Source organism: Rossellomorea sedimentorum (assembly GCF_046237645.1).
Classification (GTDB): domain Bacteria; phylum Bacillota; class Bacilli; order Bacillales; family Bacillaceae_B; genus Rossellomorea; species Rossellomorea sedimentorum.
Genome location: NZ_CP143546.1, coordinates 836323 through 860318 on the forward strand (window position 1 = coordinate 836323; position 23996 = coordinate 860318).

26 protein-coding genes and 1 riboswitch are annotated in these 23996 nt (G+C 42.1%); of the genes, 11 read left to right on the top strand and 15 right to left on the bottom strand.

What is annotated here, in order from left to right:
- Positions 1-2: 2 nt before the first annotated feature.
- Positions 3-1385 carry an amino acid permease gene (locus tag V1502_RS04055; protein WP_409253114.1) on the bottom strand — a complete coding sequence of 461 codons (1383 nt, stop codon included), beginning with the start codon at positions 1383-1385 and terminating at the stop codon, positions 3-5.
- A 411-nt stretch (positions 1386-1796) separates the two neighbouring features.
- On the opposite strand from V1502_RS04055, the gene V1502_RS04060 reads away from it, so the two are divergent.
- Complete coding sequence (locus V1502_RS04060; RefSeq protein ID WP_409253115.1) at positions 1797-2363, top strand: flavin reductase family protein; 567 nt, start codon at positions 1797-1799, stop codon at positions 2361-2363.
- Positions 2364-2398: 35 nt separating this feature from the next.
- Here the strand turns inward: V1502_RS04060 and V1502_RS04065 are convergent, their stop codons facing one another.
- Positions 2399-2686, bottom strand: coding sequence for a hypothetical protein (locus V1502_RS04065; protein ID WP_409253116.1), 288 nt, complete (start codon positions 2684-2686; stop codon positions 2399-2401).
- 223 nt (positions 2687-2909) lie between these two features.
- Positions 2910-3362, bottom strand: coding sequence for a DUF2269 family protein (locus V1502_RS04070; RefSeq protein ID WP_409253117.1), 453 nt, complete (start codon positions 3360-3362; stop codon positions 2910-2912).
- Positions 3363-3482: 120 nt separating this feature from the next.
- On the opposite strand from V1502_RS04070, the gene V1502_RS04075 reads away from it, so the two are divergent.
- Positions 3483-3944, top strand: a complete 462-nt coding sequence (locus tag V1502_RS04075) for a GyrI-like domain-containing protein (RefSeq protein ID WP_409253118.1) — start codon at positions 3483-3485, stop codon at positions 3942-3944.
- Positions 3945-4008: 64 nt separating this feature from the next.
- Here V1502_RS04075 and V1502_RS04080 read toward each other — a convergent pair whose 3' ends face one another.
- The 4 genes from V1502_RS04080 to V1502_RS04095 all read right to left on the bottom strand — a co-directional run bounded on the left by V1502_RS04080 (position 4009) and on the right by V1502_RS04095 (position 6246).
- Positions 4009-4218 carry a heavy-metal-associated domain-containing protein gene (locus V1502_RS04080; RefSeq protein WP_409253119.1) on the bottom strand — a complete coding sequence of 70 codons (210 nt, stop codon included), beginning with the start codon at positions 4216-4218 and terminating at the stop codon, positions 4009-4011.
- A gap of 186 nt (positions 4219-4404) precedes the next feature.
- A complete protein-coding gene (locus V1502_RS04085) occupies positions 4405-4977 on the bottom strand; it encodes a beta-class carbonic anhydrase (protein ID WP_409253120.1) in 573 nt (190 codons plus the stop codon).
- A gap of 25 nt (positions 4978-5002) precedes the next feature.
- Entirely contained in the window at positions 5003-5575 is a 573-nt protein-coding gene (locus V1502_RS04090) for a hypothetical protein (protein WP_409253121.1), read from the bottom strand.
- Positions 5575-6246, bottom strand: coding sequence for a B12-binding domain-containing protein (locus tag V1502_RS04095; protein WP_409253122.1), 672 nt, complete (start codon positions 6244-6246; stop codon positions 5575-5577). Before V1502_RS04095 ends, V1502_RS04090 begins: the two co-directional genes overlap by 1 nt.
- 282 nt (positions 6247-6528) lie before the next feature.
- Positions 6529-6575, top strand: a riboswitch (PreQ1 riboswitch).
- A gap of 109 nt (positions 6576-6684) precedes the next feature.
- On the opposite strand from V1502_RS04095, the gene queF reads away from it, so the two are divergent.
- From queF to V1502_RS04140, 9 genes are all read left to right on the top strand, one after another.
- Positions 6685-7182, top strand: coding sequence for a preQ(1) synthase (gene queF / locus V1502_RS04100; RefSeq protein WP_006836196.1), 498 nt, complete (start codon positions 6685-6687; stop codon positions 7180-7182).
- A 12-nt stretch (positions 7183-7194) separates the two neighbouring features.
- On the top strand, positions 7195-7824 hold the full coding sequence (locus V1502_RS04105) for a queuosine precursor transporter (RefSeq protein ID WP_409253123.1): 630 nt from the start codon (positions 7195-7197) through the stop codon (positions 7822-7824).
- A 584-nt stretch (positions 7825-8408) separates the two neighbouring features.
- Positions 8409-9257, top strand: coding sequence for a YitT family protein (locus tag V1502_RS04110; RefSeq protein WP_409253124.1), 849 nt, complete (start codon positions 8409-8411; stop codon positions 9255-9257).
- A gap of 211 nt (positions 9258-9468) precedes the next feature.
- The gene (locus V1502_RS04115) at positions 9469-9588 is read left to right on the top strand and encodes an RAxF-45 family protein (RefSeq protein ID WP_409253125.1); all 120 of its coding nucleotides are present in this window, start codon (positions 9469-9471) and stop codon (positions 9586-9588) included.
- A 190-nt stretch (positions 9589-9778) separates the two neighbouring features.
- Positions 9779-11665, top strand: coding sequence for a ribosomal protection-like ABC-F family protein (gene abc-f / locus V1502_RS04120; protein WP_409253126.1), 1887 nt, complete (start codon positions 9779-9781; stop codon positions 11663-11665).
- A gap of 173 nt (positions 11666-11838) precedes the next feature.
- A complete protein-coding gene (locus tag V1502_RS04125) occupies positions 11839-12039 on the top strand; it encodes a hypothetical protein (RefSeq protein ID WP_409253127.1) in 201 nt (66 codons plus the stop codon).
- A gap of 222 nt (positions 12040-12261) precedes the next feature.
- Positions 12262-12492, top strand: coding sequence for a hypothetical protein (locus V1502_RS04130; RefSeq protein WP_409253128.1), 231 nt, complete (start codon positions 12262-12264; stop codon positions 12490-12492).
- A gap of 15 nt (positions 12493-12507) precedes the next feature.
- Positions 12508-12792, top strand: coding sequence for a hypothetical protein (locus tag V1502_RS04135; protein WP_409253129.1), 285 nt, complete (start codon positions 12508-12510; stop codon positions 12790-12792).
- 88 nt (positions 12793-12880) lie between these two features.
- Positions 12881-13957 carry a nitric oxide synthase oxygenase gene (locus V1502_RS04140; RefSeq protein WP_409253130.1) on the top strand — a complete coding sequence of 359 codons (1077 nt, stop codon included), beginning with the start codon at positions 12881-12883 and terminating at the stop codon, positions 13955-13957.
- A gap of 142 nt (positions 13958-14099) precedes the next feature.
- Here V1502_RS04140 and V1502_RS04145 read toward each other — a convergent pair whose 3' ends face one another.
- From V1502_RS04145 to V1502_RS04180, 8 genes are all read right to left on the bottom strand, one after another.
- Positions 14100-14324, bottom strand: coding sequence for a hypothetical protein (locus V1502_RS04145; protein ID WP_409253131.1), 225 nt, complete (start codon positions 14322-14324; stop codon positions 14100-14102).
- A 271-nt stretch (positions 14325-14595) separates the two neighbouring features.
- A complete protein-coding gene (gene mreBH / locus V1502_RS04150) occupies positions 14596-15603 on the bottom strand; it encodes a rod-share determining protein MreBH (protein WP_409253132.1) in 1008 nt (335 codons plus the stop codon).
- A 585-nt stretch (positions 15604-16188) separates the two neighbouring features.
- Positions 16189-17844, bottom strand: a complete 1656-nt coding sequence (locus V1502_RS04155) for a methyl-accepting chemotaxis protein (RefSeq protein WP_409253133.1) — start codon at positions 17842-17844, stop codon at positions 16189-16191.
- 15 nt (positions 17845-17859) lie between these two features.
- The gene (locus tag V1502_RS04160; protein WP_414646247.1) at positions 17860-18840 is read right to left on the bottom strand and encodes a BMP family lipoprotein; all 981 of its coding nucleotides are present in this window, start codon (positions 18838-18840) and stop codon (positions 17860-17862) included.
- A gap of 161 nt (positions 18841-19001) precedes the next feature.
- On the bottom strand, positions 19002-21089 hold the full coding sequence (locus tag V1502_RS04165; protein WP_409253134.1) for a hypothetical protein: 2088 nt from the start codon (positions 21087-21089) through the stop codon (positions 19002-19004).
- 216 nt (positions 21090-21305) lie between these two features.
- Positions 21306-21809 (bottom strand): acyl-CoA thioesterase, encoded by a 504-nt coding sequence (locus tag V1502_RS04170; protein ID WP_409253135.1) that lies wholly within the window; start codon positions 21807-21809, stop codon positions 21306-21308.
- A gap of 255 nt (positions 21810-22064) precedes the next feature.
- Positions 22065-22193: a DUF2639 domain-containing protein gene (locus V1502_RS04175; RefSeq protein ID WP_409253136.1), complete on the bottom strand. Its 129-nt coding sequence runs from the start codon at positions 22191-22193 to the stop codon at positions 22065-22067.
- Positions 22194-22342: 149 nt separating this feature from the next.
- Positions 22343-23629 (bottom strand): MDR family MFS transporter, encoded by a 1287-nt coding sequence (locus tag V1502_RS04180; protein WP_409253137.1) that lies wholly within the window; start codon positions 23627-23629, stop codon positions 22343-22345.
- Between the last annotated feature and the right edge of the window lie 367 nt (positions 23630-23996).

Sequence of the window (23996 nt, forward strand, 5' to 3'; positions counted from 1 at the left end):
ATTTAACTGCTGCTTGATTGTTTTTCTTTGTCCCATTTCTTCTTTTTCATGATATAGGAGGCGATGGCGATCAGGGCGACAAGCAAGAGGCTGATAAAGAAACCCAGCCGGATTTCCTTTTCCATTAATGTACCTGTGACCGCAGCGAGGATTAAGGCCATTCCAAAGAAAGCAAGAACTTTACCCCATATCTTATTTTCCAAGATCTTCAGGGCGGAAAGAATAATGAACGCCCAATTATATAAAATCAAAATGCCGGCTGCGGTTGTAATGTATTCATAAATCTTTCCCGGAACTAGAAGAGCCGTAATGACTGACAGAAGTAATCCCGCAGCTGCCAAACCAAGCGAAGGAAGAGGGAGTTCTTTGAATTTCTTTAATTTTTTTGAGAACAACTTTGGCGCATTTTCATCCTTCGACATTGTGACCAGAAGGTTTGTGACTCCAAACAGGGCGGCTGTCATAGCGGAAAACCCTGCTATAATAATGGCTCCGTTGAAGACATGAGGGAAAAAATCAAGATTGCTTCCGCCGAGCGCCGTTACGAATGGGCTCTCATCGGGAGTGAACTTATCAACGGAAACAAGAAGGACCGTAAGTGCAAGGGAAAGGACGTAAATGATCATCAACAATAAAAGCATAATCTTCCCTGCTTTCGGGGCATCTTCTTTCTTTTTCAGCTGCATCGCCATCAGGCCGATGACTTCAATTCCGCCATAGGCATAAAAGGCATAGATTAATGAGGCCCAGAATCCCTTGAAACCCTCTGGGAACAGCATTCCAGTAGTAGAAGGGAACGCCGGTTTGTTCCCACCGCCTTTTAACCAGCCGAAATAGACGGCTGCTGCAAGAATGATAAACATGATGATGGCCGCGGTTTTAATAATGGCCAGGATATCCTCGACTTTGTCAAAGCCTTTCGTTCCAAGCAAAACGACAAAGATGGACAGAAGGGCATAGCCTGCGGCAAACACCCATAAGGGGACCTTCTCAAACCAAAATTGTGAAAGAAGCGATAAGGCCATCAGCTGGCTTCCCATAATCAAAATATTCGATGCCCAGTAATTCCAGCCACAACTGAAACCAGCCCATTTGCCATAGGCTTTATCAGCATAGTAACAGAAGGAACCTTCCTGAGGGTCTTCTGCTGTCATCTTTGCCAATAGGTTAAAAACAATATAAGTGCCGACCGCTGCTAATATAAAGGCAAACACAATGGAAGGGCCGGTATTCTTGATTCCGATGCTTGAACCTAAAAAATATCCGGTCCCAATTGTACACCCGACCCCCATAAGTGACAGCTGCCACCATGTTAAATTCCCTTTTTCCGAACCTCCGCTCTGGCTTTGACTGCCGCTCCCAGTTCCACATCCAGCACTGCTCATAAAAATCCTCCTTCTAAAAGGCTCTTTCTAAAACTTTGTTGCTATTCACTATGAAGTTCAAGAGATATAGCCATATTTCACAGGATTTATCCTTGTAAAAAAGAAAAGACCCATTCACCCCGTTCAGTTAGATAAGCCCTTGTCCCCGAGGGGAAAATCCGGTCCTTTGGATTTTTCCGAATAATCTATACGACCACAATGTTCTAAAACAAGTAGAACACATACTCAACCCTATATTGCGCATTACAGAAAATTAATATTTGAGGAAATATCATCCGGTAGTGGGTGAAGTGTGAGAGGATGAAAATATATAAGCTGTAAATCGAAGATGTGAGCCAGGCATAAACAAAGCGTCTCCTAAAGTGACAGATATTTCAGAAGTGTGGGATAATAACGAAAGAGGTGATGGTAATGAGAACGTTTCAGGAGAAGACGGTGATGCACAGTTATCCAGGAATGGTGGCACTGGTCACAGTTTCCCATGTTGGGGAGGATAATATTATGGCGGCAGGCTGGCATTCTTATATCTCCTATAAACCGCCAATCTATGGGGTGGCGATAGGCAGGGAGAGACATACTTATCAGTTACTCAAAAAGGCAGGTGAGTTTGCCATTAATTTCCTGCCGGCTCATTATGCTGGATTCATTCAGGAATCGGGAGTTTATTCCGGCAGCGATCTAAATAAGCTTGAAGCAGGGATGATGGAGTTTGAACGCGGCAGAACAACCAATGCCCCAATTTTAAAAGAGGCCTATGTAGCTTATGAATGCAAGACCCTCGATATCAATTCATATGGTGACCATGACTGGTTTACAGCGGAAATCACCACTTTTTACAGGGATGACAAACTCTTTAATGAAAATGGCCTTCCGGATTTCGAGAAATTGTCCATTCCGCTTTATCTGGGCAGGTCGCTGTATGCCATTATGGATGAGAAGGTTAAGATAGAGGATCATATGGTAAAAGACAAGAAATAAGAGCCGGATCATCTGCTCGACCCGGCCCAGGTTTTTCACTCCATTCCAGGAGCTTTTTTAATTTCTAAGTATAGGATGAATGCGGTGACGGCGTGCGCGACAATCCTTACATACGGAAAAAAGTTAGTGAAAGAAGCAATAACTCCGAAAGCACTTCCAAGTATCGGTTGATCTTCGGACCTTGAAACCATTAAGACACATCCATGCCAAACAGCCACAAAGCAAAGGACAATGGGCATCAGTTCAGAAGCTACACTTCCGAAGATGGGAAGCGCAAGGAATGCTTCGATAGAGAAAGACAGCCATTTTATTCGCGACAGCAAATCAACCACCTCCTTCTCACTACAATATGATAAAAGTGCAGAAGGAGTGTCTGGAAATTGAACGCAAAACCGAAATTTTTGGGCGGTTATCTGTACCTGCCCTGACTAAAGGCTTCCTGATGTCTTGGTCAAGCACTTTCTTTTGGACTCCATTTTTGAGATCAAGGCAAGTCCTTCAAATTAATAAACAGACCATAAATTTACTGTATGGTCTGTTGAAAAATTAAAAAGGTTTAAGCGACATCAATATAATTAAGACGACGGCTGACGTATGTAAAATCATATTATAAGGACGAAGACTTCCGTTGACTTCTTTATATGAAGCAGGTAAATCTTCTCCTTTGTGAGAAGCGATGATGGCAGTCATCTTCGCGAGTTTTTTTGGCATAATTCCCGCCGTGATTACTTGTACGGCTAAATAAATGCAGAGAGATGCCAAGTACCAGCCTGTTTTAAATAAGGATGGGTATATAAAGCCCATAATTAGTCCGGTGATTAATAAGGTGATGCTTCCGTATTTGGCGAATGCTTCGATTTTTTTATTGATGTCCAAAGAAAATCGGGCCTGTGAGGTACTCTTTGGATAATTCATCACGACTGGCATGGCAAAGCTTGCCCCGAGACCTGTAACTGCAGCCACAATGTGAATTAATACAAGTAAGCTGTATATAGTCATTTTTTCACCCCTTTCTACTAGGAAAATTGGCATAGTAACAATTACCAATTGTAGAATAAGACAAATAAACTTTCCATAGTTTTTCCAAAAAAATTCAAAGAATAGAGGAGAATGAATACAATGAAGCCAAGGATCATCACAAAATCAGGCTTTAAGGCCCTTGGGTTAAAGTGGCAGGGAACTTTCGCAGAGGCAGCCCAGGGGGATATCCAAAGACTTTTTTCTGAATTGAAGGAAGTTGCCGATGGGATTGAAAACAAAGAAAACCCGGGAATTGTAAAAGGAGTATCTTATCATAATCTCCATGGTGGACTGACTTATTATTTATGCCATGAAGTAAGCAAGATTGAAGAAATCCGTTATGGACTAGAGATAGTTGAAGTGCCATCCTATACCTATGCATTCCTGGAACATCACGGCCCGAATATCATGGATTCCTATCACATATTGTACAGTTGGATAGAGGAGAAAGGGTACAATCTTGATCAGCAAATCCTCGAGCACCTTGAAGAATATCCAGCCGATTACGATCCAGACGAGGATGAATTAAGGGCAGCCATTTATATACCGGTTAAAGAATAAAAAAGAATCCCGCGGGATTCTTTTTACGCCTGAAGCCAGCACCTGACGGAAGGCCCCACAAATCTTAAGTTACTTGAAACCCATTCTGTTGAATAGTTTCTACGACTTCTTGGCGGGAAAGGCGGCTTTCATCATAGCTGATCTTTACTTCGCCGTCCTCTGTATCCACAAGGGCTCTTTCCACACCATCCATCTCCAGCAGGATGTTTTCAAGCTCTTGGATGGTTCCCCTTTCTGTAGCTTCTTTTACATATAAAGTGTATTCTTCTGCCAAGTCGATTCTCCTTTCCTGGTGATTCTACTAATGTATATATACCCACATAAAAAAGAAGTATGTACGATTGCGGAGTATTTGAGAGGGTTGAATGTTCCGGCAGAAATGCGGCTTGTGAACGGGTGTGAGGAGGCCTTAAATCAATCAGAAAAAGAGCAGCCATAAATGAGGCTGCTCTTGTGTTCCTTATTTTTCTGCTAATTCATACCCGGAAGCTACAAGATCAAGTTTTCCTGTAGCTGGATCAATGACGAGTCCATGGACGGGTACTTCATTGTGCATTAATGGATGGTTCCTGATCATATCAACACTATGGGCGACGCTTTCTTCCACGCTTGAGAAACCGGTCAGCCACTCATCCAGGTTAACGCCGGAATATTCGAGGGTATCGAAAGTATCTTCACTGATGCCTCTTTCTTTCATGCTGGCTTTTACTTTTTCAGCATTCAATCCACCCATTCCGCAGTCATGATGGCCGATCACCAAAACTTCATCAGCCTGAAGTTCATAAACAGCAAGCAAAAGGCTTCTCATGATGCTTCCAAACGGATGGGAAACGACTGCACCGGCATTGCGGACAATTTTTACATCTCCGTTTTTCATATTGATCGCTTTTGTCACAAGTTCAACCAGTCTAGTATCCATGCAAGTCAGGATGACAAGACGTTTGTCAGGAAACTTGGTCGTAACGTAAGACTCATACATTTTCTCAGAAACAAACTTTTCATTAAACGTAAGAATATCATTCAAAAGAGACATTACCTTTACCTCCATCTTTTATTGGTCAATGTAATTTTATATTATTTTTAAGTGTTTCTTCAATCCTCATACATTTTTCAACAAGATGCTGCTTATCCGGCGATAAACTTTCCAGCTCGGCTTTCAGCTGTTTCAACTGTTCAATAGCCCCAAGGATGTCATTCTCCTGCTTGCGGATTTGCTCCGTTGCAGACTCCAAATGAAAAGAGCTTGGATGCAGCTGTTTCTGTAAGGATTCATCATGATTAGGGTTCCATAGCTGTTTCTGAATTCTATCCAATTTTTTAGAAATGTCAGAGTAGTTATCTGCCTTGCTGATGAGTGCTACAAAATACTGCTGATTAAAGTCGACAAACTGAAAATACACATCATACAAATCAGGCATGACTGATTTTGAGTTAGACTTTATATTGATTTCAATGCTTCCAGAGGATTGACGGTGAAAGAACTTTGAAAACTTTGTTGAACTTTCCTCTTCAATCAGGTCGAGGAAACTTGCTCCCTGCATTAACTTGGATCCTTTAAATGAAGCTTCAAGAATATTGAGCTTGGCATCGAGGATAAAAAGCGGGATGGGGACATAATATATTTCTTCCATTATAAGTCACCTTCAGGCAGGACAGGTTGAGATTTGCTCAACCCATTCACAGCAAAGGACTCTATATCTCTGAGATCATTGCATAGATGAACATTTTCTATCCCGAATTCTTGCAGATTATAAAGAGATGCGACACGACCGCCTACAAGAATATCAATCTCTCTCTCTAAGTCTTGGATCATATTAAGGCACTCCTTCAGCTTGGGAAGCAGGGGTGAGAGCGCCACAGAAATTCCAATGGCATCAGGTTCCCATTTATCAATGGTCTTGATAATTTCTTCAGTTGGTACACTGGGTCCAAGAAATTTCACATTCCATTTGTTTTCCCTAAAGACATCGGAAACCATTTTCAGGCCAAGGGAATGCTGTTCCCCTTCAAGGCAAAACAGGAGGATGGAAGGTGCTTCTTGCAAAAACTGCGGATGTAAGAGCTGGTATCTGAGCTGGGTCATGAGATAATCAATGCTTGCTGTGGCCAGGTGTTCTTCAGCCACTGAAATACTGTTCCTTTCCCAAAGAATGCCGACTCTTTCCATGACAGGCTTTATAATTTTTTCATAAAAGTCTATAGTTGTCAGCGACAGTTCACGGTTTTCCTGGTACCATTTGTGGATTTCAGGAAGGTCACCGGCGATCGCCATTTCTGTTAGGTTTCTCACTTGTTTTTGCAAAGACACACTCCAGTAGTTTGACTTGTATTTATCTTAACATGAATCTGTCTATTATTCCTATTCTAGTACGTTATTACGTATATGAAAAGCGGCGAACTTAACCTTACAGGAGGGAGGCAGTCAGATTCCTCTACTCTGGAATACCTTTTAATTTATATTGGGATAGCATTCATGTTAATTTACGATTTTTTGCTCTGTAAGCAAGTCCGCTTCTTATTGTTTGTTGACATTTTGACTGTCCTGCCATACTATAAGAGATGTTAAATTAAATAGTTTCCTATCGCAGGAGAGGTTCATAGCCCAAACCCTCTATAAAAAACTATGGATGAGACTTACATTTGTAACCATATCCATGCCGGATATGGTTTTTTATTTATCTCATCATACTTTTTGGCTGTGGATTCTTCCTTATAGGTTTATAAAGAGGAGGATTTTTTTATGTCTGGAAGAAAAGATGAAGAACTTCAAGATGTAACATTATTAGGAAATCAAGGAACTGATTATTTATTTGAGTATGCCCCTCAAGTGCTGGAAACCTTTGATAATCAGCATCCAAATAGAGATTATTTTGTAAAGTTCAATTGTCCTGAGTTTACAAGTCTGTGTCCAAAAACAAGACAGCCTGACTTTGCGACAATTTATATCAGCTATATCCCGGATATCAAGATGGTCGAAAGCAAATCATTGAAACTTTACTTATTCAGCTTCCGTAACCATGGAGACTTTCATGAAGACTGCATGAATATCATTATGAACGATTTGATTGAGTTAATGGATCCCCGCTACATCGAGGTATGGGGAAAATTCACTCCAAGAGGGGGAATTTCCATCGATCCATATTGCAACTACGGAAAGCCAGGAACAAAATTTGAAAAAATGGCGGAATACAGAATGATGAACCATGATTTGTATCCGGAAACCATCGATAACCGATAAGGAGGAAAAGGGATGCTTATTTACCTTAATTCTCTTTTCGTCGGTCTTCTCATTCTTTCTAATATATTGGCCGTTAAGCTGTTCAGCCTTGGTGAATGGGCTGTCCTTCCGGCTGCAGTGATTGTCTATGTATTTACGTATCCCATCACGGATGTCATCGGGGAGGTATATGGAGAAGATGCTGCGCGTGCCACTGTAAGGGCAGGACTGTTGACGCAGGTCTTTGCCCTTGTGTTCATTGCCGCTGCCATCAATCTGCCGTCAGCTCCATTCTTCGGAATGCAGACAGAGTTTGAAGCCATCTTAAGCGGAAGCTTTCGCATCACATTGGCAAGCCTGATTTCATACTTTATCAGCCAGAATCTAGACGTCTCCGTATTTCATAAACTGAAAGCGAAACACGGATCGGAAAAATTATGGCTGCGCAATAACTATTCTACACTCCTTAGCCAGCTTGCAGACACGACGATTTTCATTACCATTGCATTCTTTGGCACTATGCCAATGACTGCTTTGCTTGCATTGATCGGAACACAATATCTTTTTAAACTTATTGTCGCCATTGTAGATACTCCGCTTGTTTACCTGCTTGTACGCTTTGCACGTAAAGAAAAAGAACATGGAGTGGAGCTTGCTGGATAAGTTGTAGTGGACCATCCTTTACTGGGTGGTCTTTTTTAGTGTGTTTATAAGGGGGCAGTGAGTTGGATGGAAGTTCGGTATGTCGAAATATGTCGGTTGGTCGATAAATCGTAGGAATCGCTGATAAAATTGAATAATCGCCGATAAATTCTGCGAATCGCTGATAATTTTTCAAGATCGCTGACAAATCCCGGAAATCGCCGATAAACTCTTAAGCGTAGCACTTAATAACTAAGTGTCAGGTTGATATTCGACCCAACTTGGTTGATAAACGACAAATCTTGGTTGATATTCGACAATATTATGTTGATATTCGACACAGAAAGGTCGATATCCGACATAAACTGGTTGATAAAACCAATCTGCACTCTTATTACACTGCAAAATTTTTGCAAAGTATGAATGCTCTTTTGTGAAAAAAATCATTCCGTTATTAGGTAACACATCAATGAAAACCTTTGCAATTTTTTCAATAGTTAAACCTTATTCATAACCCTTTACAAAGGTATTTATGACCTATATAATCCCGTTGTCAATGAAAATAATCATCAATAAATAAATTAATATATAAGGAGGTTGCAGGGATGCGAAAGAAGCTGATATCGTTTTTTCTAATGAATCTTGGTGCTTTTTTTGTTGCGGTGAATGTCCATTTCTTTCTTTCACCAAATAATTTGGCAACAGGGGGAGTCAGCGGTTTATCTATCTTGCTGAACTCCATCATGCCAGGTATGTCGATCGGTATGTTCATGATTCTCATCAATATCGTTTTGTTTATCATTGGAATCATTTTTCTAGGGTTTAGCTTTGGGGCCAAGACGGTTTACGCAAGTTTTGCCCTTTCCGGATATGTTTGGCTGCTTGAGGCAACAGCTCCACTTAAAGCTCCGCTCAGTGATGATATATTGATTCAGTTGATCATCGGCCAATGCATCGCTGCAACCGGGATGGCGCTCGTTTTTAACCAGAAAGCCTCAACTGGCGGAACGGATATTATTGCTATGATTCTTAATAAATACTTTAATATTGAAATTGGACGAGCAGTGCTTTTCTCTGATTTGGCGATTGCTTTGTCTTCCACATTCGTGTTTGGTACACAAGTAGGTATGTATGCGTTCTTCGGAGTCATCCTGAACGGACTCGTCATTGATTACACGCTTCAACAGTTCAACACGAACAAAGAAGTGGTCATCATCAGCAAGCAAAGTGATGAAATCCGCACATACATTGTGAAAGAACTTGGCAAGGGTGCCACCATCCATACAGCCAAGGGTGCTTTTACATCCGACAGCAAAGAGGTCATCACGACTATTCTTGGCAGGAAGGATTTTTCCAAACTCAAAAGCTTTATAACAGAAGTCGATAAGACAGCGTTCATCACTGTCCACAATATGAATGAGATATTGGGCCAGAACTTCAAACGGCTTGTATAGAAAAGAGGAATTCGCTCCCAGAGGGCGAATTCTTTTTTTGGTTTAGATCCTTTAGTACTTTAAAGCACAAAGAGGGACAGTCCCTCTTTATGCTTTAAAGTACTAAAGGGTTTGGCCGAGTCTAATGAATATACAAAAACCCCTTGTATAAAGTTTTCGGAAAATTGTATACTATAGTTATACTTATGATTGTAAGGAGGTGTGGATTGAGATGAAAAGTTCTGTCGGGTTGCACGGTCAATTTTTAGAATATATCTACATTTGTCGTGCGATTTTTCATGGTACTGCTGTCAAGGGGACACGTATGCCCATTTTCAGCAATTCCATATAGAACAGAACGGTAAGAGGTCTCAATGCCCACACTTTTATAGAAACGGGGGGAGAGCGGCGTCACGCTTTCCTTTTTTTATGCCCGAATTCCAAAAAAGCCATGGTATAAGGTCTTTCTTATACATGGCTTTTTTATATATTCAGAGATCCTCTTACTCATAAAAAATGAGAAAAGAAAGGATAGAGAAAACATGATAATGTGCAGTGTACAGCAAATCAGCAAAATGTTCGGAGGAAATCTTGTATTTGAAAATTTATCTTTTGAGGTTCACGCTGGTGACCGGATCGGCTTTGTCGGCCGGAACGGGACGGGTAAAACAACAGTTTTCAAATTGATTGCTGGTGTTGAACAGCCGGATACCGGTGAAATTCATATTAAAAAAGGGGCCAGGATCGGCTACTTGTCCCAAATTCCGCAATACGAAGAAAGCACAACCGGCCATGATGTACTAAAGTCTGCATTCGTGGATCTTCTGGAAATTGAATCACAGTTGAAGAAATTAGAAAATCAAATGGGTACCGAGGAAGACCCTCAAAAACTTCAGAGGCTGCTGGAAGAGTATGGACCGCTGCAGGATAAATTTACGCTTGGAGGAGGGTATGAAATCGAACCGGAAATGGCAAAAGTGGCCAATGGTCTTGAAATCACAAAGCTGCTCGATAAGCAGTTCAATTCTCTCAGCGGAGGAGAACAAACAAAAGTCTGCCTCGGTCTTATTCTTTTGCAAAAACCCGACCTCCTCCTTTTGGATGAACCGACAAACCACCTGGATATTGGCGCAGTCGAATGGCTTGAAGGGTTCTTGAAAGATTACAGCGGGTCGGTAATGGTCATTTCGCATGACCGCTACTTCCTCGATGAAACAATCAATAAGGTCATTGATCTCGAAGATGGAGAGGTTTGTCTTTACCATACAAACTACTCTCGGTTTGTGAAAGAAAAGGAGGAAAAACTGCTACTTGAATTTCAACAGTATCAAGAACAGCAAAAGAAAATTAAAAAAATGAGAGAAGCCATTAAAAGATTGAAGGAGTGGGCCAACCAGGCGAACCCGCCGAACGCTGCACTTCACAAAAGGGCGAGAAACATGGAGCGGGCTTTGGAAAGGATGGAAAAACTGAAGCGTCCGGTCTTGGATCGAAAAAAAATGGGGCTCCAGTTTGAAAACGGCGATCGCAGCGGTAAGGTGGTCTTCACTATGAAAGATGCCGGTAAGTCATTCAGCGGTAAAACCCTTTTCAAAGAGGCATCACTCGATATCCACTTTAAAGACCGTACGGCAATTGTCGGAAAGAATGGTACAGGAAAATCAACTATCATAAAAATGCTGCTTGGGGATCTGCAGCAGGATGAAGGGGAAGTGAAATTGGGTAGCAATGTGAAAACCGGCTACCTTTCTCAGCATTTTACCGTTGCTGATCCAGGCATGAGATTGATTGATGCCTTCAGGGAGGAAGTATCCGTCACAGAAGGAGACGCTCGGCATATCCTGGCAGGTTTCCTGTTTTATGGAGGGGCGGTCTTCCGTAAAGTCGGTCAGCTCAGCGGGGGAGAAAAGATGAGGCTCCGCCTTGCGCAGTTGATGCACCAGGACATCAACTTTCTAGTCCTTGATGAGCCGACCAACCATCTTGATATCGATTCACGCGAAGTTCTGGAAGACGCACTTGAACGTTTTGACGGAACCGTTCTCGCTGTATCTCACGACAGATATTTTTTAAATAAACTGTTTGAAAAAACATATTGGATTCATAATGAGAAGCTGCATTACTTCCCTGGGAGTTATTCATGGGCAAAAGAAAAGTTGAATGAGTTGACAGCAAAAGATGAACAGCATAATAAACCTAAAGAGGCGGTCAAAAGGGAAATCCCTGTCAAAGCGAAGACGGAAAAACCCTCTGTTTCCTTGGAAAATCTTGAAGAGGAACTTCTTGTCATCGAAGCAGAAATCTCTTCAATCGATCAGCAGCTGTTAAATGAGACTGACCTTGAAATCCTTCAAAAGCTCTATGCTGAAAAAGAGCAAAAGGAAAAATTGAGGGATGAAAAATATTCCACTCTTGAGCAATTGCTATAAAAAATGCAGGTGTTTCCCCTGCTGGAAAAGACGAGGGGGATTATCTCACGCCTAGGAGGACTTCATTGACTGGAGTAAAATGCAACAAAGATGTGCCCTATGCTTCCGCTCAACGTTTGGACTATTGCCTATGAGGGAATAAACCGAACTAAAAGGACTGGAGGTTTGCCGCCATGGAAGAAATTCGCGGAGCGAACAGAGAAGAAACACTTAATGAAATTCATGAAGTTTTAACAGATGGACTGCAAAGAGAGCTTCATCCGGATGAGGATAAGCTGATCACAGAGTGGACAGCGACTTTTAATCATGAAGAAAGAGCAACCATAATCAATATGCTGAAGGAACTTCTCAATAAACATAAGCGTCATGACTAAGGGGAGCGGCAGAACTTACTGCCGTTCTTTTTTATTGGCTCTATTCTATAACTTTGTTGCTATTTAATATGTAGTTCCAGAGATATAGCGAAAAATCCGGCCCTTTGGGTTTTTCCGATAACAACAATCTATACCAATACAGCCTTTTATGAAGAACAAAGGGATTTTACACTCCATGGTGGAATAATCTAAGGTGATTTATTAACCCTTGGAGGAAATGACATGGATATCTTGAGTCAATATTTAAAAATACTTCCGGCAGATGAACAGCATCTGCGAGAAGTATTTAGTATGTATATAAGGTGTAAGGACAATCTCTTGAAACAAAAGATCTTTCTGTGGGATGATGACTATCCGAATGAAGAATATTTTAAAGAAGCTATTAGATGTAAAGAAATGTTCCTGCTGAATGTTAACGGACAAGTTTCTGGAAGGAAGTATGGTTTTGAATGAATGGGAGTCAAAGGAATGGGCAGGTATCTCCTGGAGCTATTCCAAGCCTTTGGTCCTGCACTCATTATTTCTGGAACCTACTTTACAAAGCAGAGGGGCCGGTTCCGAAATGCTGAAATGGGCAGAAGATTCGGCGCAAGGGAACGGGGATATGAGTCCATCAGGCTTGATGCTTTCTCAGGGAATGATCGTTCTCTAAAGTTTTATGAGCGACATGGATATCAAAGGCTCGGAGAAGTTTCATTTTTATCCAAACCAGAAGGACATACAACCTATTACTGTTATAAAAAGAAGTTGTAAATTCATTTGACAAAGAGTTCTTTTTTTCGACAATGAGCAGTGTCGTGATATAATCACGGTAGCAATCAGCCGTGAAAGGAAGTCTATCTTGTCAAAATTAATTCAGGAAGCTGTGTCATTTATAGAAGGTTGTTACAGGGAACTGGGAAAGACAGATGAAATAGAAGAACGAATTCAACAAGTTAAAAGTGAAATAGAGAGCACCGGAACTTACAGCCACACCTATGCAGAATTGGAACATGGAGCAAAAATGGCGTGGAGAAACAGTAACCGCTGTATTGGGAGGCTGTTCTGGGACACCATGCATGTAAGAGATGCAAGAGGAGCTTCCACTGAAGGCGAGATTTTCTCAGAGTTGGAAGAGCATCTGAAGTATGCCTCGAATGAAGGGAGAATTCGCCCGACCATCACCATCTTCCGTCCCTCCATACCGGGTGCATCTGATATAAGAATCTGGAATCATCAACTGATCAGGTATGCTGGTTACAAGGATGAGTATGGGATGACAGGGGATCCAGCCTCATTGGATTTCACGAAAAAGTGTGAAGACCTTGGCTGGAAAGGAAAACAAACGCATTTTGATATTTTGCCGTGGGTCGTCCAGATCGGACATAGGACTCCGGTTTGGAAGGAAGTCAACCTTGATCATGTGCTGGAGGTACCATTAACTCATCCAGAGTACAACTGGTTTCATGACCTGGGTTTGAGATGGTATGGCGTGCCGATCATTTCGGACATGAGATTGGAGATTGGCGGTATTTCCTATAAGGCGGCCCCGTTCAATGGATGGTATATGGAAACGGAAATCGGTGCAAGGAATCTGGCGGATGAATACCGGTATGACATGCTGCCTAAAGTGGCAAGCTGCATAGGGTTGGACACCTCCAAGGCATCTACACTTTGGAAGGACAAGGCTTTGATTGAACTGAACATTGCTGTCCTTCATTCTTTTAAGGAAGCAGGGGTCAGCATCGTGGACCACCATACAGCTGCCCAGCAGTTCAAAACCTTTGAAAACAAAGAGAAGCAATGCGGGAGAGAGCTGACAGGTGATTGGACCTGGCTCATTCCACCTGTCTCACCGGCGTCCACCCATATTTTTCATAAAAGTTATGAAAACGAGTGGAAATCACCAAATTACTTTTACCAGGAAAAAGCCTATTAATGAGGCTTTTTTCTTTGTCGATTTCAATGTCATTGCTTAATGGCTTTTTTTGGTGTTACAAGGGTGCTGGCAATTATGTTAAGTGAAAAAGGCCACTAGCACATCGCTAGAGGCCATTAATAAGCTATCTCCAATCAAATAACTAACTGAAGCTCTTCCGTGTGATCCGGAAATATTGAAACCAATACCTGAATTCATCAAATAAAGGATGATGGTTATGAAAGGAAAAGTGTTCAAAGAAATCTTCTAGTTCCTCAGTGTCTGCCTCATCCAAAAGCCCGGAGACATAGAGAGGGTATTGAAATCTTTTATAGAGATCACTGTATCCGTAAAAATCAAATAAATCTTCAATTTGATTTTCATCCATTAACTCTCATCCTTCCTGGTTGCTCATATTATTAGTATGAGCGCCATGAGACCCTCTAATTCCTTATTTAGAAAAAATAGTTAGAAGTACAAGCACGGATGGAATCTCTTCATATTATGTATCATGAAGAACCTCCTTTCATCTTCATTACCGGCTGCAGGACGCTGTGCAGCCGGTTTTTTTTGAAGCTGGTTTCAGGGGTTGCCTTATTAACCTATGGAGAAAATATAAAGCCTTGAAAATCAATTTGATTTTCAAGGCTTGGAGTAAATTATTTTGCTACTTTTTGCAGCTTGTGAATAACCGAAAGTGAACGGCCTGTTCCGATTGCTACAGACTCCAATGGATTAGGAGCAAGGTGGACAGGAACGACAATTTCATCTGACAGCCAATCCTGCATGCCGCCAAGAAGCGCGCCGCCTCCCGTTAGTATGACCCCGCGGTCCACAATGTCACCACTGAGTTCTGGAGGGCAGTTTTCCAATGTGGAGCGAATCGTTTCCAGAATATGAAGCAGTGATTCTTTGAGTGCTTCCTGGATTTCGTTCGAATCCAAAGTGATTGTTTTAGGAAGTCCGGTCACAAGGTCACGTCCCCGGATATCCATGTTCATGGTTTCATGAGGAATAAGGGCATAGCCGATTTCCATTTTAACTTGTTCAGCCGTGCGTTCCCCGATTAACAGATTATATTTTTTCCTGACATGCTGTACAATATCTTCATCCATCTGGTCACCGCCGATACGGATGGTATTACAGGAAACGACGCCTCCGTAGGAAATGATGCCGACCTCAGTGGTTCCTCCGCCAATATCCACAATCACATTGGCAACCGGCTCATCGACAGGAAGATCGGCTCCAATAGCCGCTGCAACCGGTTCTTCAATCAAGGTAACGGATTTCGCACCACTGCCTTTGACAGCATCCTGTATCGCCCTTTTTTCTACAGAAGTGGCACCCGAAGGCGTACAAACCACCACACTTGGCTTTCTAATGGACAGGCCCATTTGTTTACTGGCTTTTTTCATGATTTGCTTCAGCATTTCCGTTGTCACATCGAAGTCAGCAATCACCCCATCTTTTAAAGGTCTTACCGCCACGATCTTTCCAGGTGTTTTACCGATCATGCTTTTGGCTTCAGTACCAACAGCCAGGACATTTTTCGTTTCAGTATCAATGGCAACTACGGAAGGTTCGTTAAAAATAATCCCTTTGTTCTTACTGTATACCAGAATATTGGCTGTACCTAAATCAATACCGATCTCCGAATTTGAAAGCATATTTATTCCTCCAACTATAAGACTTCATCTTGTTTTCATGTTTAGTAAACTACCTGTTTTTTAATTCTATCTTCATATACTTCATAAATTATAGGAGATTTTCGACTGTAAAAGACACGGATATATTTTCCAAAGATTAATTATTACAAGCTGTTACAAAGGGGTTTGGCACGAGGAACTGAATTTTTTATTGTCTTGACAGCATTGTGTTGAGTGTAGCCGATGGACCGGGGGGATGTGAGATTTTTGCGTGTTAAGAAAACTTAAACTTGCTGTAAACTTGTAATGTAATTAATTAGGAGATTTTCAGGCCGGAGGGCGAGGAATTCACTCTCACCAGTGATTCTCAATTTCCTCCTTGAGAATCTGCGAGGGGTAGCCGCCGGAATGCAGGGCGACTTTTAAAGATAAAAATCATATTTTAGAAGGGTATTTTCTTGAATGTTTTACAGCTTTGTCGTGGGATTGGAGTCTTGATTATATTGGTGAATTGTGCGCTATGAGAATCAGCAAGATAATGACTCGAAAACTTTTCTTGCATTTCCAAAAAACTCCGGCCCCATTAACCTGAGGCCGGAGTTCCAATTATATTTTAAACTTGTTCAGTTCTTGATTCATTTCTTCTGTCATTTGATGAAGCTGTCCGATTTTCGCATTCATTTGATTAAAGAAGGTTAGTTGTTCTTCAGTCGAAGCGGATATTTCTTCTGTTCCGGCAGCTGTTTCCTCCGTGACAGCAGAGATGTTCTCTACTGCCGAAATGACTTTGGTTGTCATTTCGTTGGATCGGTTCATACCTTCCACAAGGGAATTCAGCTGATTGTATACTGAGCTGATTTTATCAGAGATGTTTTCGAATACAGCCTCGGTTTCATTCATGGATGCAAGTTGTTCCTGGGAAAGGTGGTTTCCTTTATTGGTAAGGTCAATAATGGAGCCGATTCCATCTTTGATGTTATGGACCATTTTGCCAATCAGTTCGGTCGCTTTAGAAGAGTCTTCTGCCAGCTTCCTTACTTCTTCAGCAACTACTGCAAATCCTTTTCCGGCTTCACCTGCCCTCGCTGCTTCAATCGCCGCATTCAGAGCCAGAAGATTTGTCTGATCTGCAATGCTCTTGACGGAAGTTGCCGCCTGTTCAATTTCATCCGTGTATTTCGCAAATTGCTCTACTGAGAGCATAATGTCTTGAGAAGATTGTGACTGTTGTTCAGAATATGCTTTCTGTTTATTCAATGTGGTTTTTCCTGTGTGGACCATATCCAATGCTTCTTTGCTGGACTGTACGGAACGATTGCTCTCGTCCACATTTTTACCGAATTCTTCTCCCATTGAATTCATCAGCTCTGCGGTAGAACTGATATCTTCCGAGATGGACTGGCTTCCGCGAGATAGCTCTTCGGTAGAAACCGCCACTTGGTTACTGCTCTCGGTCAAGCTCTGCATATGAACATTCACTTCATCTGTGAATGTCTTTACCCTTCCACCGATGGACTCAACGGAAAGGACGGTCTGCCTGAGATTTTGAACCATATTGGAAAATGAGTTTTGCAGATTATCGATTTCATATCTGCTGTCTTTTCTAGATGCCGCTGGCTGTATAGTCAAATCCCCATCGGCAACCTTTGCGGCATCATTGACAATGGCATTGATAGGCTTGACAATCCTGTTAGAAAGGAATAGGGACAGAGCTATAGACATCAAAATGATAAGGGCAGAAGCAATCACAGAGGACCAGATGATAAAGGTGATTTTCTGTTCTGTCTGCTTTAGGATTCCTTCATACCATTCACTGGTTTGCTTATCCAATAGGTGCATATCATTCAAGATTCCTGAAATACGGATGGATTGCCTTTTTGCCTCAGCTGTATTTAGTGAACTTAAGGCCTGTTCGGCAGCCTGTTTTAATTCGGTGAATTTGCCTGCTGCTTTAGAAAGGGTTGCTTTTTCTCTTTCACCTTTCAGAAGTTGATCAAGCATATTCATTTCTTCTTCCGTACTTGTTAAAAGTGAAAGAGCTTCCGCTTTATTCGCGTCAGATGAATTGAAGGCATAATTCGCCATAGCTTGCTTTGTGACAAGCAAGCTGCCGTTCAGTGACTCCGTTGCCGTTAGTACATTTACATCATCCTTGGCGGAACTTTGAATATTGACAATCTGGAAGATCATATAGGCGATGATACTGATTGAAAGTACTAGTGGAAGTACCCCTAAAATGATCAGTCTGCTTCGTAATTTCATTTATCCGGCTCCTCGTTAGTTTAGATTGATGGTGATATTGCCAGAGATTATTTTTTCCTTAGCTGACTCAATGGCTTTTAGTTGCTCGTCTGACAGGTTGAAGTTTCGGATGGGCGCTAATCCTACCCCATTCTCCGCAAGGCCGAGTTCATAGATATCCTGACCAGTGTTTCCATCTTTAACGAGCTGCTCGGCCATATTAAATACGGCTACATCAATGTTTTTCATCATTGAAGTGACAACTGCTTTTTCCGCAACGAAATATTGGTCAGAATCAACTCCGGCTGTATAAATCTTTTTATCCTGTGCTGCCTGGATGGCACCGACCCCTGTGAATCCGGCGGCAGGGTAAATAAAATCAACGCCGTCTTTAATTTGTCTTTCAGCGATTTTTCTTCCCAAAGCGGCATCGCCGAAGTTATTGGCGTACTCACTTACAATATTGATTTCAGGATTTATGTATTGGGCCCCTTGTTGGAATCCCTTTTCAAAACGGTGGATGACAGGAACATCTGCTCCGCCTATCACTCCGAGCTTCTGGTTTTTACTTATCATTGCTGCCACCATTCCAACAAGGAAACTTCCCTCATGTTCTTTAAAGGTAATAGACGTAACATTCTCGAGCTCCGATACCCCGTCTATTAGGAGGTATTGCTGCTCGGGATATTTCTTAGCAGTTTTCTCAATGGCTTCCTGAACCGAAAATCCAAGCCCAATGACCAGGTCATTCCCCTGTTGGGACAATTCATCAAGGGGACTTTCGAAGTCTCCATCCGGCGCTTCCCTGTAATCGAAAAGAATCCCCAGTTCGTCCCGGGCCTTTTCCAGTCCGCGGAAGGCCGAGTCATTAAAGGACTCATCCCCTAAACCGGTATCCGACAGCAGTACCCCGATTTTATATTCTTTTTCTGTGGTTTCTTCTGAATTAGTAGTACCTGAACACCCGGCCATTATTAAGGCAGCGATGGTCAGCACAATAAAAAATATCTTTCTCACTGATGATCCTCCTAGTAGATAATTGGACATTTATGAAGAGGTCCGTACCTTATATCGTCATCAGAGTTTATTATATTAGGAAAACCGATGATTTTTTTAATTGTAATAACTGGAAAAGGCAGCCCTGTGAATGCTGCCTTTTCCAGTTATGAAGGGGTCGATTAGCTATTCAATGTTAAATGATGAGAAGAGTCTTTTAATAGCAATGTGTTGGTGAGAAGATGCGGTGTGTATGTGAAAAGCCCGATATTATTTTCTGTTTCAAATAAGGAGGATTTCTTAATTTTTAAATACTGAATGGTCTCTTTCCACTCGTACTCTTGAGGAATACTACTCTCCATCTCCGAAATAAGCAGATTAAATTGCTTTGAGCAATATCGATGAATACGGCGGTTTGTTCTTTTTCGTGCATTCAGCATGATTAAAAATTTCATCAGAGTGCCGGCTATGGTTGAGTAACTCATATTTTTGATGGGACTGCTCGTGAACTGATGGAGACTGAAGTTACGGCCATCTGGGAGTATCACGTTAGATTTCACAGCAGAAGCGGAATGGACATCTCCTGATAAAATTATGCATTCTTCTGGACTCCAATCAGCGATCCGGCAAAGAAACTCGGAGAAACCTTTTTCGTTGTACTTCCAAGCTTCCATGTCAAAAGCCTTTTGGACTGGTATCCCGATTGTACGAAGCGGCAAAGAAAATTTCTGTATAAAATTTTCAATCAGGCCAATCCCATATAATGGGGGTGGTGAAACAATTATTAAGGGAGCGCCTTTCTCCCAGGCGGAATTCCTTAATTTTTTGGAAATGGCATCCCAGGCCTCTTTATCGATCAGATTTGGAGTTAACTTTAATTCTTCTATGTTGGTTCCAATTTTAACCGGTTGAGGAATTTCAATATAGTCTCTTTGCGTTCTTGTATCAAGAAAGACAGCAGCGGGTATAGTTGGAGTTATGAAGTGCCAGGAGGAATACTCCCAAAGTGTGTCCATCCAAACCAAATGTGAAGGAGAGTTGGCAGTCATAGTACCGAAATAGGATTGTAATGGCTGATGGAAGTGCTCATAGGAATCCGGATCATTTCCCCAGCCTTGAAATAACCAATATGAGGCAAGGGCGTTGCTAATGACATGCCTGCCGAGAGGAGACTGACGGACATCCGATTTCCAGGTTTCAGTTAAATTCCAATCGTCCGTTATGTCGTGGTCATCAAATATCATATATGTCGGGATATTGGCCATCAGCCTCCGGACGGAACAAAGTGCCTCTTCCAAGGCAAACAGTTCTTCACACTGTTCCACATATCTTTTCTTCAGCAGCCGTACTTCCGCTTTGTATTCTTTCTGAAATCGTTCGCGGTTATGAAAAGAAAAATAAATCTTATCCATTTTTAAAGCTTCTTCAAATGAAAGAAAAAGGTTCTCCCGGTGCGCCAGGTGCCATAAAGCAGGATTCCATGAGAGCAGGTACATCGCTGCATATTCCCCGAATGAAAGCAGATGGTTATCTGCATTATTGGAAGTGAAGTTGCAGAAGTGTTCGGTTATAAATTGCCGCCCGTTTATTTTCTGTATGCCTTCTTTAAATGGGGGAGAATTTAAGCGGGAATCTACGGCAGCCAAATCCTCTCTTTGCCCAATAAGTTCTTTGCTCAAGCTCAGCACGAATGGAAATACAGGGTCAGCCACATCATCTGCATAGATTTGATCACCCATAAGAAACAATGCCGACGGTCTTTTGTCTGTATGAAAGGAAGAAGAGAGTACTTCATCCGCTTCGGAAAGAACATCCGGGCCTTTTCCATGAAGTTTGCGGCATGAACCATATAAAATGCTGCTGTTTCCATCACAGAGGAAGAAGGTTGGATAAAGCAGATTTCCGTAAATGATGGCCGCAGGATTTTCGGGGGTGAGCAAGTCAAAGCTGGAGAGGTCATAATGTGCGGAGCCATTGTCAAAAAACACATTATATCCAATGAGTGTTTGAACAGGAAAAGTTTCGGTAACGGGCGTGATGGTTACCAGGTGGATAAACAGCTTGGTGCCTGCCTGGATGGTATTGGTTTTAAAGGAGCACTCAAAATTTTTATAGTCAAAGTTATCAGCATCCTTGCTGGTATGGATGGTATATAGCACGCACTTGATGTCAAAGTATTCACTTGTAGCGAGCCAAATGGTAACCTGACGAGTATCTGCCCGTCTGATAATCGGCCCTCCTAGAAGGATTGGAAGCTTTAATGGACTCACCGAATCACCCCATTTCTTTATTCCTACTATGGTATTCCTGCTGGGGATTTGGTGTGTAAAGGGTGAAAAGAATTTTAGTGGGTGCAGGAGGGGTGAAAAGCCCGCTTGCTATTTTAATCCATAAGGAAATGGTCAGGTTTCTATGGTTAACAGCTTTGAAACTGGTTTTACATAATAAACCCCGCCCTTATGGTTAGGACGGGGTTTACTAGTGACTCAATGGCTTGCAAAAAATTCAGCCAGCTCCTGACTGTGTTTTCTCCGGGCCTTCCGGTGGGCCGCGCGGTTATCAGCCGTTTCATTCAGCCATTTTTCCTCTTCTGTTTCAGGAATGATTTTAGGAACAGGACATGGTTTTCCGTTATTGTCCAAGGCAACAAACGTCAGAAAAGAAATGGCCGCTACCGCCGTTTCTCCCGTCAACAGGTTCTCGGAAGTCACCTTTACACAAACCTCCATGGAACTGCTGCCCGTATAAGTGACCATTGCCTCTAAGGTCACGGCATCGCCCACTTTAATCGGCTTCAGGAAATCGACCGAGTCAGTTGAAGCCGTCACTACAGGGTTCCTTGCCATCTTGTATGCAGAAATGGATGCCACATCATCAATATAGGACATAAGCTTTCCGCCGAATAATGTACCGTGATGATTCGTATCCGGAGGAAGGACATGGCTCGTTTTGATAGTCCTCGTTTCTTTTACTTTTTTGGATTCACTCATCTTGATCCCCTTTCAGAATTGGCTTCATTTATATAATCCACTAAATTATATAAAACAAACACGCTTCATTATTCTTATGACAGGTAATGTTGGTTTGGTGTAGATTTGGTTAGTTAATAAGGACTTGGAGGAGGCTGAAGATGTTGTGAACACAAAATTGGGGGAATCTGTCTCAGGTAAAATACAGAAATTGTAATTGGTACAACAAATTTAAATTAAAAGCCGGTGAGTCCAAGACCCCCCGGCAAAAAAATATTATTCATATTTTTCAAGTAAATTAGCTAAAACGTGCTTTTTATAGGATTCCAGCTTACGTTCCTCGTAGCGGCGAACCCCTTTTTCCTTAAGTTTTTCCACGTACCAGCCTTTGCTTCCGATATGCATTGAAATACACCCTTTCTTTGCGATTTATTGATTGGAATCAATCGGCTTTTTCCGATGAAATAGTAGTAAAATTTCAACCGGGTCCCATTGTAACATCTATAAATCTTTGACGAAAGGGAGAGAGTTCAATTTTTCAGGAAAAATTTTATTCACCCTTCAGAACTGACAGGAGCTGCCTGTTTCATAGTGTTTTGTTTATCAATCTTCTGAAACATGATGAAGTATAAAACCGCACTAAGAGCTGCCAGAAGAGCGAGTCCCAAGAACGTTATTTCATACCCGGCCCATAACGAAAACGTGATGGAGACCGGAGCGACAGTCCTGGCCAGAGTGAACCGCAGGCTTGCGGCGGCAAAATATTGTCCACGCATATGGTCAGGAGCCAGTTTCGAAATGAAATTCTGCTGAATACCGACTGTCATCAACTCCGCAAAAGTAAAAATGGCCATGGAGATGATGAACATATAAACAGAAGCGGTTTGGCCGAAGATAAATATCGAAACTGCATAAATCAATGAAGAAAGAATAAATACATTTCTCTCTTTATATTTAGTCATCCATTTCGTCACAACTACCGTGAACAATGCGACCAAAAGGCCGTTCTCTGACAGGATGACCCCGAAAATTTGCTCACCTGTTAAAGAGAAACTCAGCAATGTAGCTGTTTCCATGGAATCTTTAATATAAACAGGAATTAACAAATCAAGCTGCATAAAAGTCTGGCCAACCAGGACTCCGGCTAAAATGAATAGAAGGAAAGTCCTGTCCTGGATAATTACCTTATAGTCCTTGAACTGATCCGTTAAGGCGTGATACCAGGCCCTTGGCTGTCCATTTGTCACATGCTTTGCCTCATAGTTCTGAGGAGCCGTTTCCCTTGTCATTCTGGCAAGCATCAATCCCAGGATCATGCAGATGACTGCTGACACCAGCAGCAGTTCAAAGCGGTAATGGACATAAAAGATACTGCCTAAAATCGGACCGATTACAACGGCAATATTTATTGAAGTATAAAAAATCGCGAAAACATGGCTGCGATCTTTTTCCGGAACGACATCAGCCACCATTGCCTGGCTGGCAGGCCAGTAAAATGAGCCGAAAACGCTCGCAAAGGTGAAACAAACAAATCCCAGTGCAGCTGATTCCAGCCACGGAGAACTGGCAAAAGCGAAAACGAAGAAGGCCAATCCCTGTCCAAAAGCAGACAGCACCATCATTGTTTTCCTTCCGAAACGGTCCGCGCAATACCCGCCCATTAAATTCGCGATTACAGCAAAAACCTGCGAGGCGATAAGCAGAAGCCCGGCCATCTGCTTCCCGAATGCTTCTGTAAAATAGATCGTCAGAAAAGGAAAGAACATCCAGAATGTGATGTTCATCATCGCTTCTCCAAAAAGCCGGACCTTCAGATTGCGGTCCCAATCCCTAATTCTCATATAATCTCCCCGCTCCCCTAATTTAACCTTTAATATCATATAGGTGAATCCCAAAAATTACAAGAGGATTTTTAAGGCAGGGGGAACCGGGAAGGATAAGAAAAATTCCTGAAATATTAGGTGCTGGCAAAGGTGAATTCAGCCATCCGTGAGTTAGAAAAACAGACCTCGCGAGCCTACGTCTTTGTAGAGAAAAAGGGGGAGCTTAAAGGCAAAAACGACTGATAAAGAAAGGGAAAAAGTGTCTTGAGGGAGCTGCTCAAGACCATGAACGACGAAAAAGAGAGAGAAAAGTGTCTTGAGGGAGGTTCTCAAGACCATGCACGACGGAGAGGAGGGTGAAAAGTGTCTTGAGAGAGCTGCTCAA

Excerpts from the sequence above, each read along its gene's own strand:
- V1502_RS04125 (WP_409253127.1), top strand. The coding sequence starts at position 11,839 with ATGGAAGAAATTCGCGGAGCGAACAGAGAAGAAACACTTAATGAAATT.
- V1502_RS04090 (WP_409253121.1), bottom strand. The coding sequence starts at position 5,575 with ATGGAAGAAATATATTATGTCCCCATCCCGCTTTTTATCCTCGATGCC.
- abc-f (WP_409253126.1), top strand. The coding sequence starts at position 9,779 with ATGATAATGTGCAGTGTACAGCAAATCAGCAAAATGTTCGGAGGAAAT.
- V1502_RS04135 (WP_409253129.1), top strand. The coding sequence starts at position 12,508 with ATGGGCAGGTATCTCCTGGAGCTATTCCAAGCCTTTGGTCCTGCACTC.
- mreBH (WP_409253132.1), bottom strand. The coding sequence starts at position 15,603 with ATGCTTTCAAATTCGGAGATCGGTATTGATTTAGGTACAGCCAATATT.
- V1502_RS04170 (WP_409253135.1), bottom strand. The coding sequence starts at position 21,809 with ATGAGTGAATCCAAAAAAGTAAAAGAAACGAGGACTATCAAAACGAGC.
- V1502_RS04145 (WP_409253131.1), bottom strand. The coding sequence starts at position 14,324 with ATGGATGAAAATCAAATTGAAGATTTATTTGATTTTTACGGATACAGT.
- V1502_RS04075 (WP_409253118.1), top strand. The coding sequence starts at position 3,483 with ATGAAGCCAAGGATCATCACAAAATCAGGCTTTAAGGCCCTTGGGTTA.
- V1502_RS04060 (WP_409253115.1), top strand. The coding sequence starts at position 1,797 with ATGAGAACGTTTCAGGAGAAGACGGTGATGCACAGTTATCCAGGAATG.
- V1502_RS04180 (WP_409253137.1), bottom strand. The coding sequence starts at position 23,629 with ATGAGAATTAGGGATTGGGACCGCAATCTGAAGGTCCGGCTTTTTGGA.
- V1502_RS04105 (WP_409253123.1), top strand. The coding sequence starts at position 7,195 with ATGCTTATTTACCTTAATTCTCTTTTCGTCGGTCTTCTCATTCTTTCT.
- V1502_RS04070 (WP_409253117.1), bottom strand. The coding sequence starts at position 3,362 with ATGACTATATACAGCTTACTTGTATTAATTCACATTGTGGCTGCAGTT.
- queF (WP_006836196.1), top strand. The coding sequence starts at position 6,685 with ATGTCTGGAAGAAAAGATGAAGAACTTCAAGATGTAACATTATTAGGA.
- V1502_RS04155 (WP_409253133.1), bottom strand. The coding sequence starts at position 17,844 with ATGAAATTACGAAGCAGACTGATCATTTTAGGGGTACTTCCACTAGTA.
- V1502_RS04175 (WP_409253136.1), bottom strand. The coding sequence starts at position 22,193 with ATGCATATCGGAAGCAAAGGCTGGTACGTGGAAAAACTTAAGGAAAAA.
- V1502_RS04055 (WP_409253114.1), bottom strand. The coding sequence starts at position 1,385 with ATGAGCAGTGCTGGATGTGGAACTGGGAGCGGCAGTCAAAGCCAGAGC.
- V1502_RS04110 (WP_409253124.1), top strand. The coding sequence starts at position 8,409 with ATGCGAAAGAAGCTGATATCGTTTTTTCTAATGAATCTTGGTGCTTTT.
- V1502_RS04115 (WP_409253125.1), top strand. The coding sequence starts at position 9,469 with ATGAAAAGTTCTGTCGGGTTGCACGGTCAATTTTTAGAATATATCTAC.
- V1502_RS04130 (WP_409253128.1), top strand. The coding sequence starts at position 12,262 with ATGGATATCTTGAGTCAATATTTAAAAATACTTCCGGCAGATGAACAG.
- V1502_RS04085 (WP_409253120.1), bottom strand. The coding sequence starts at position 4,977 with ATGTCTCTTTTGAATGATATTCTTACGTTTAATGAAAAGTTTGTTTCT.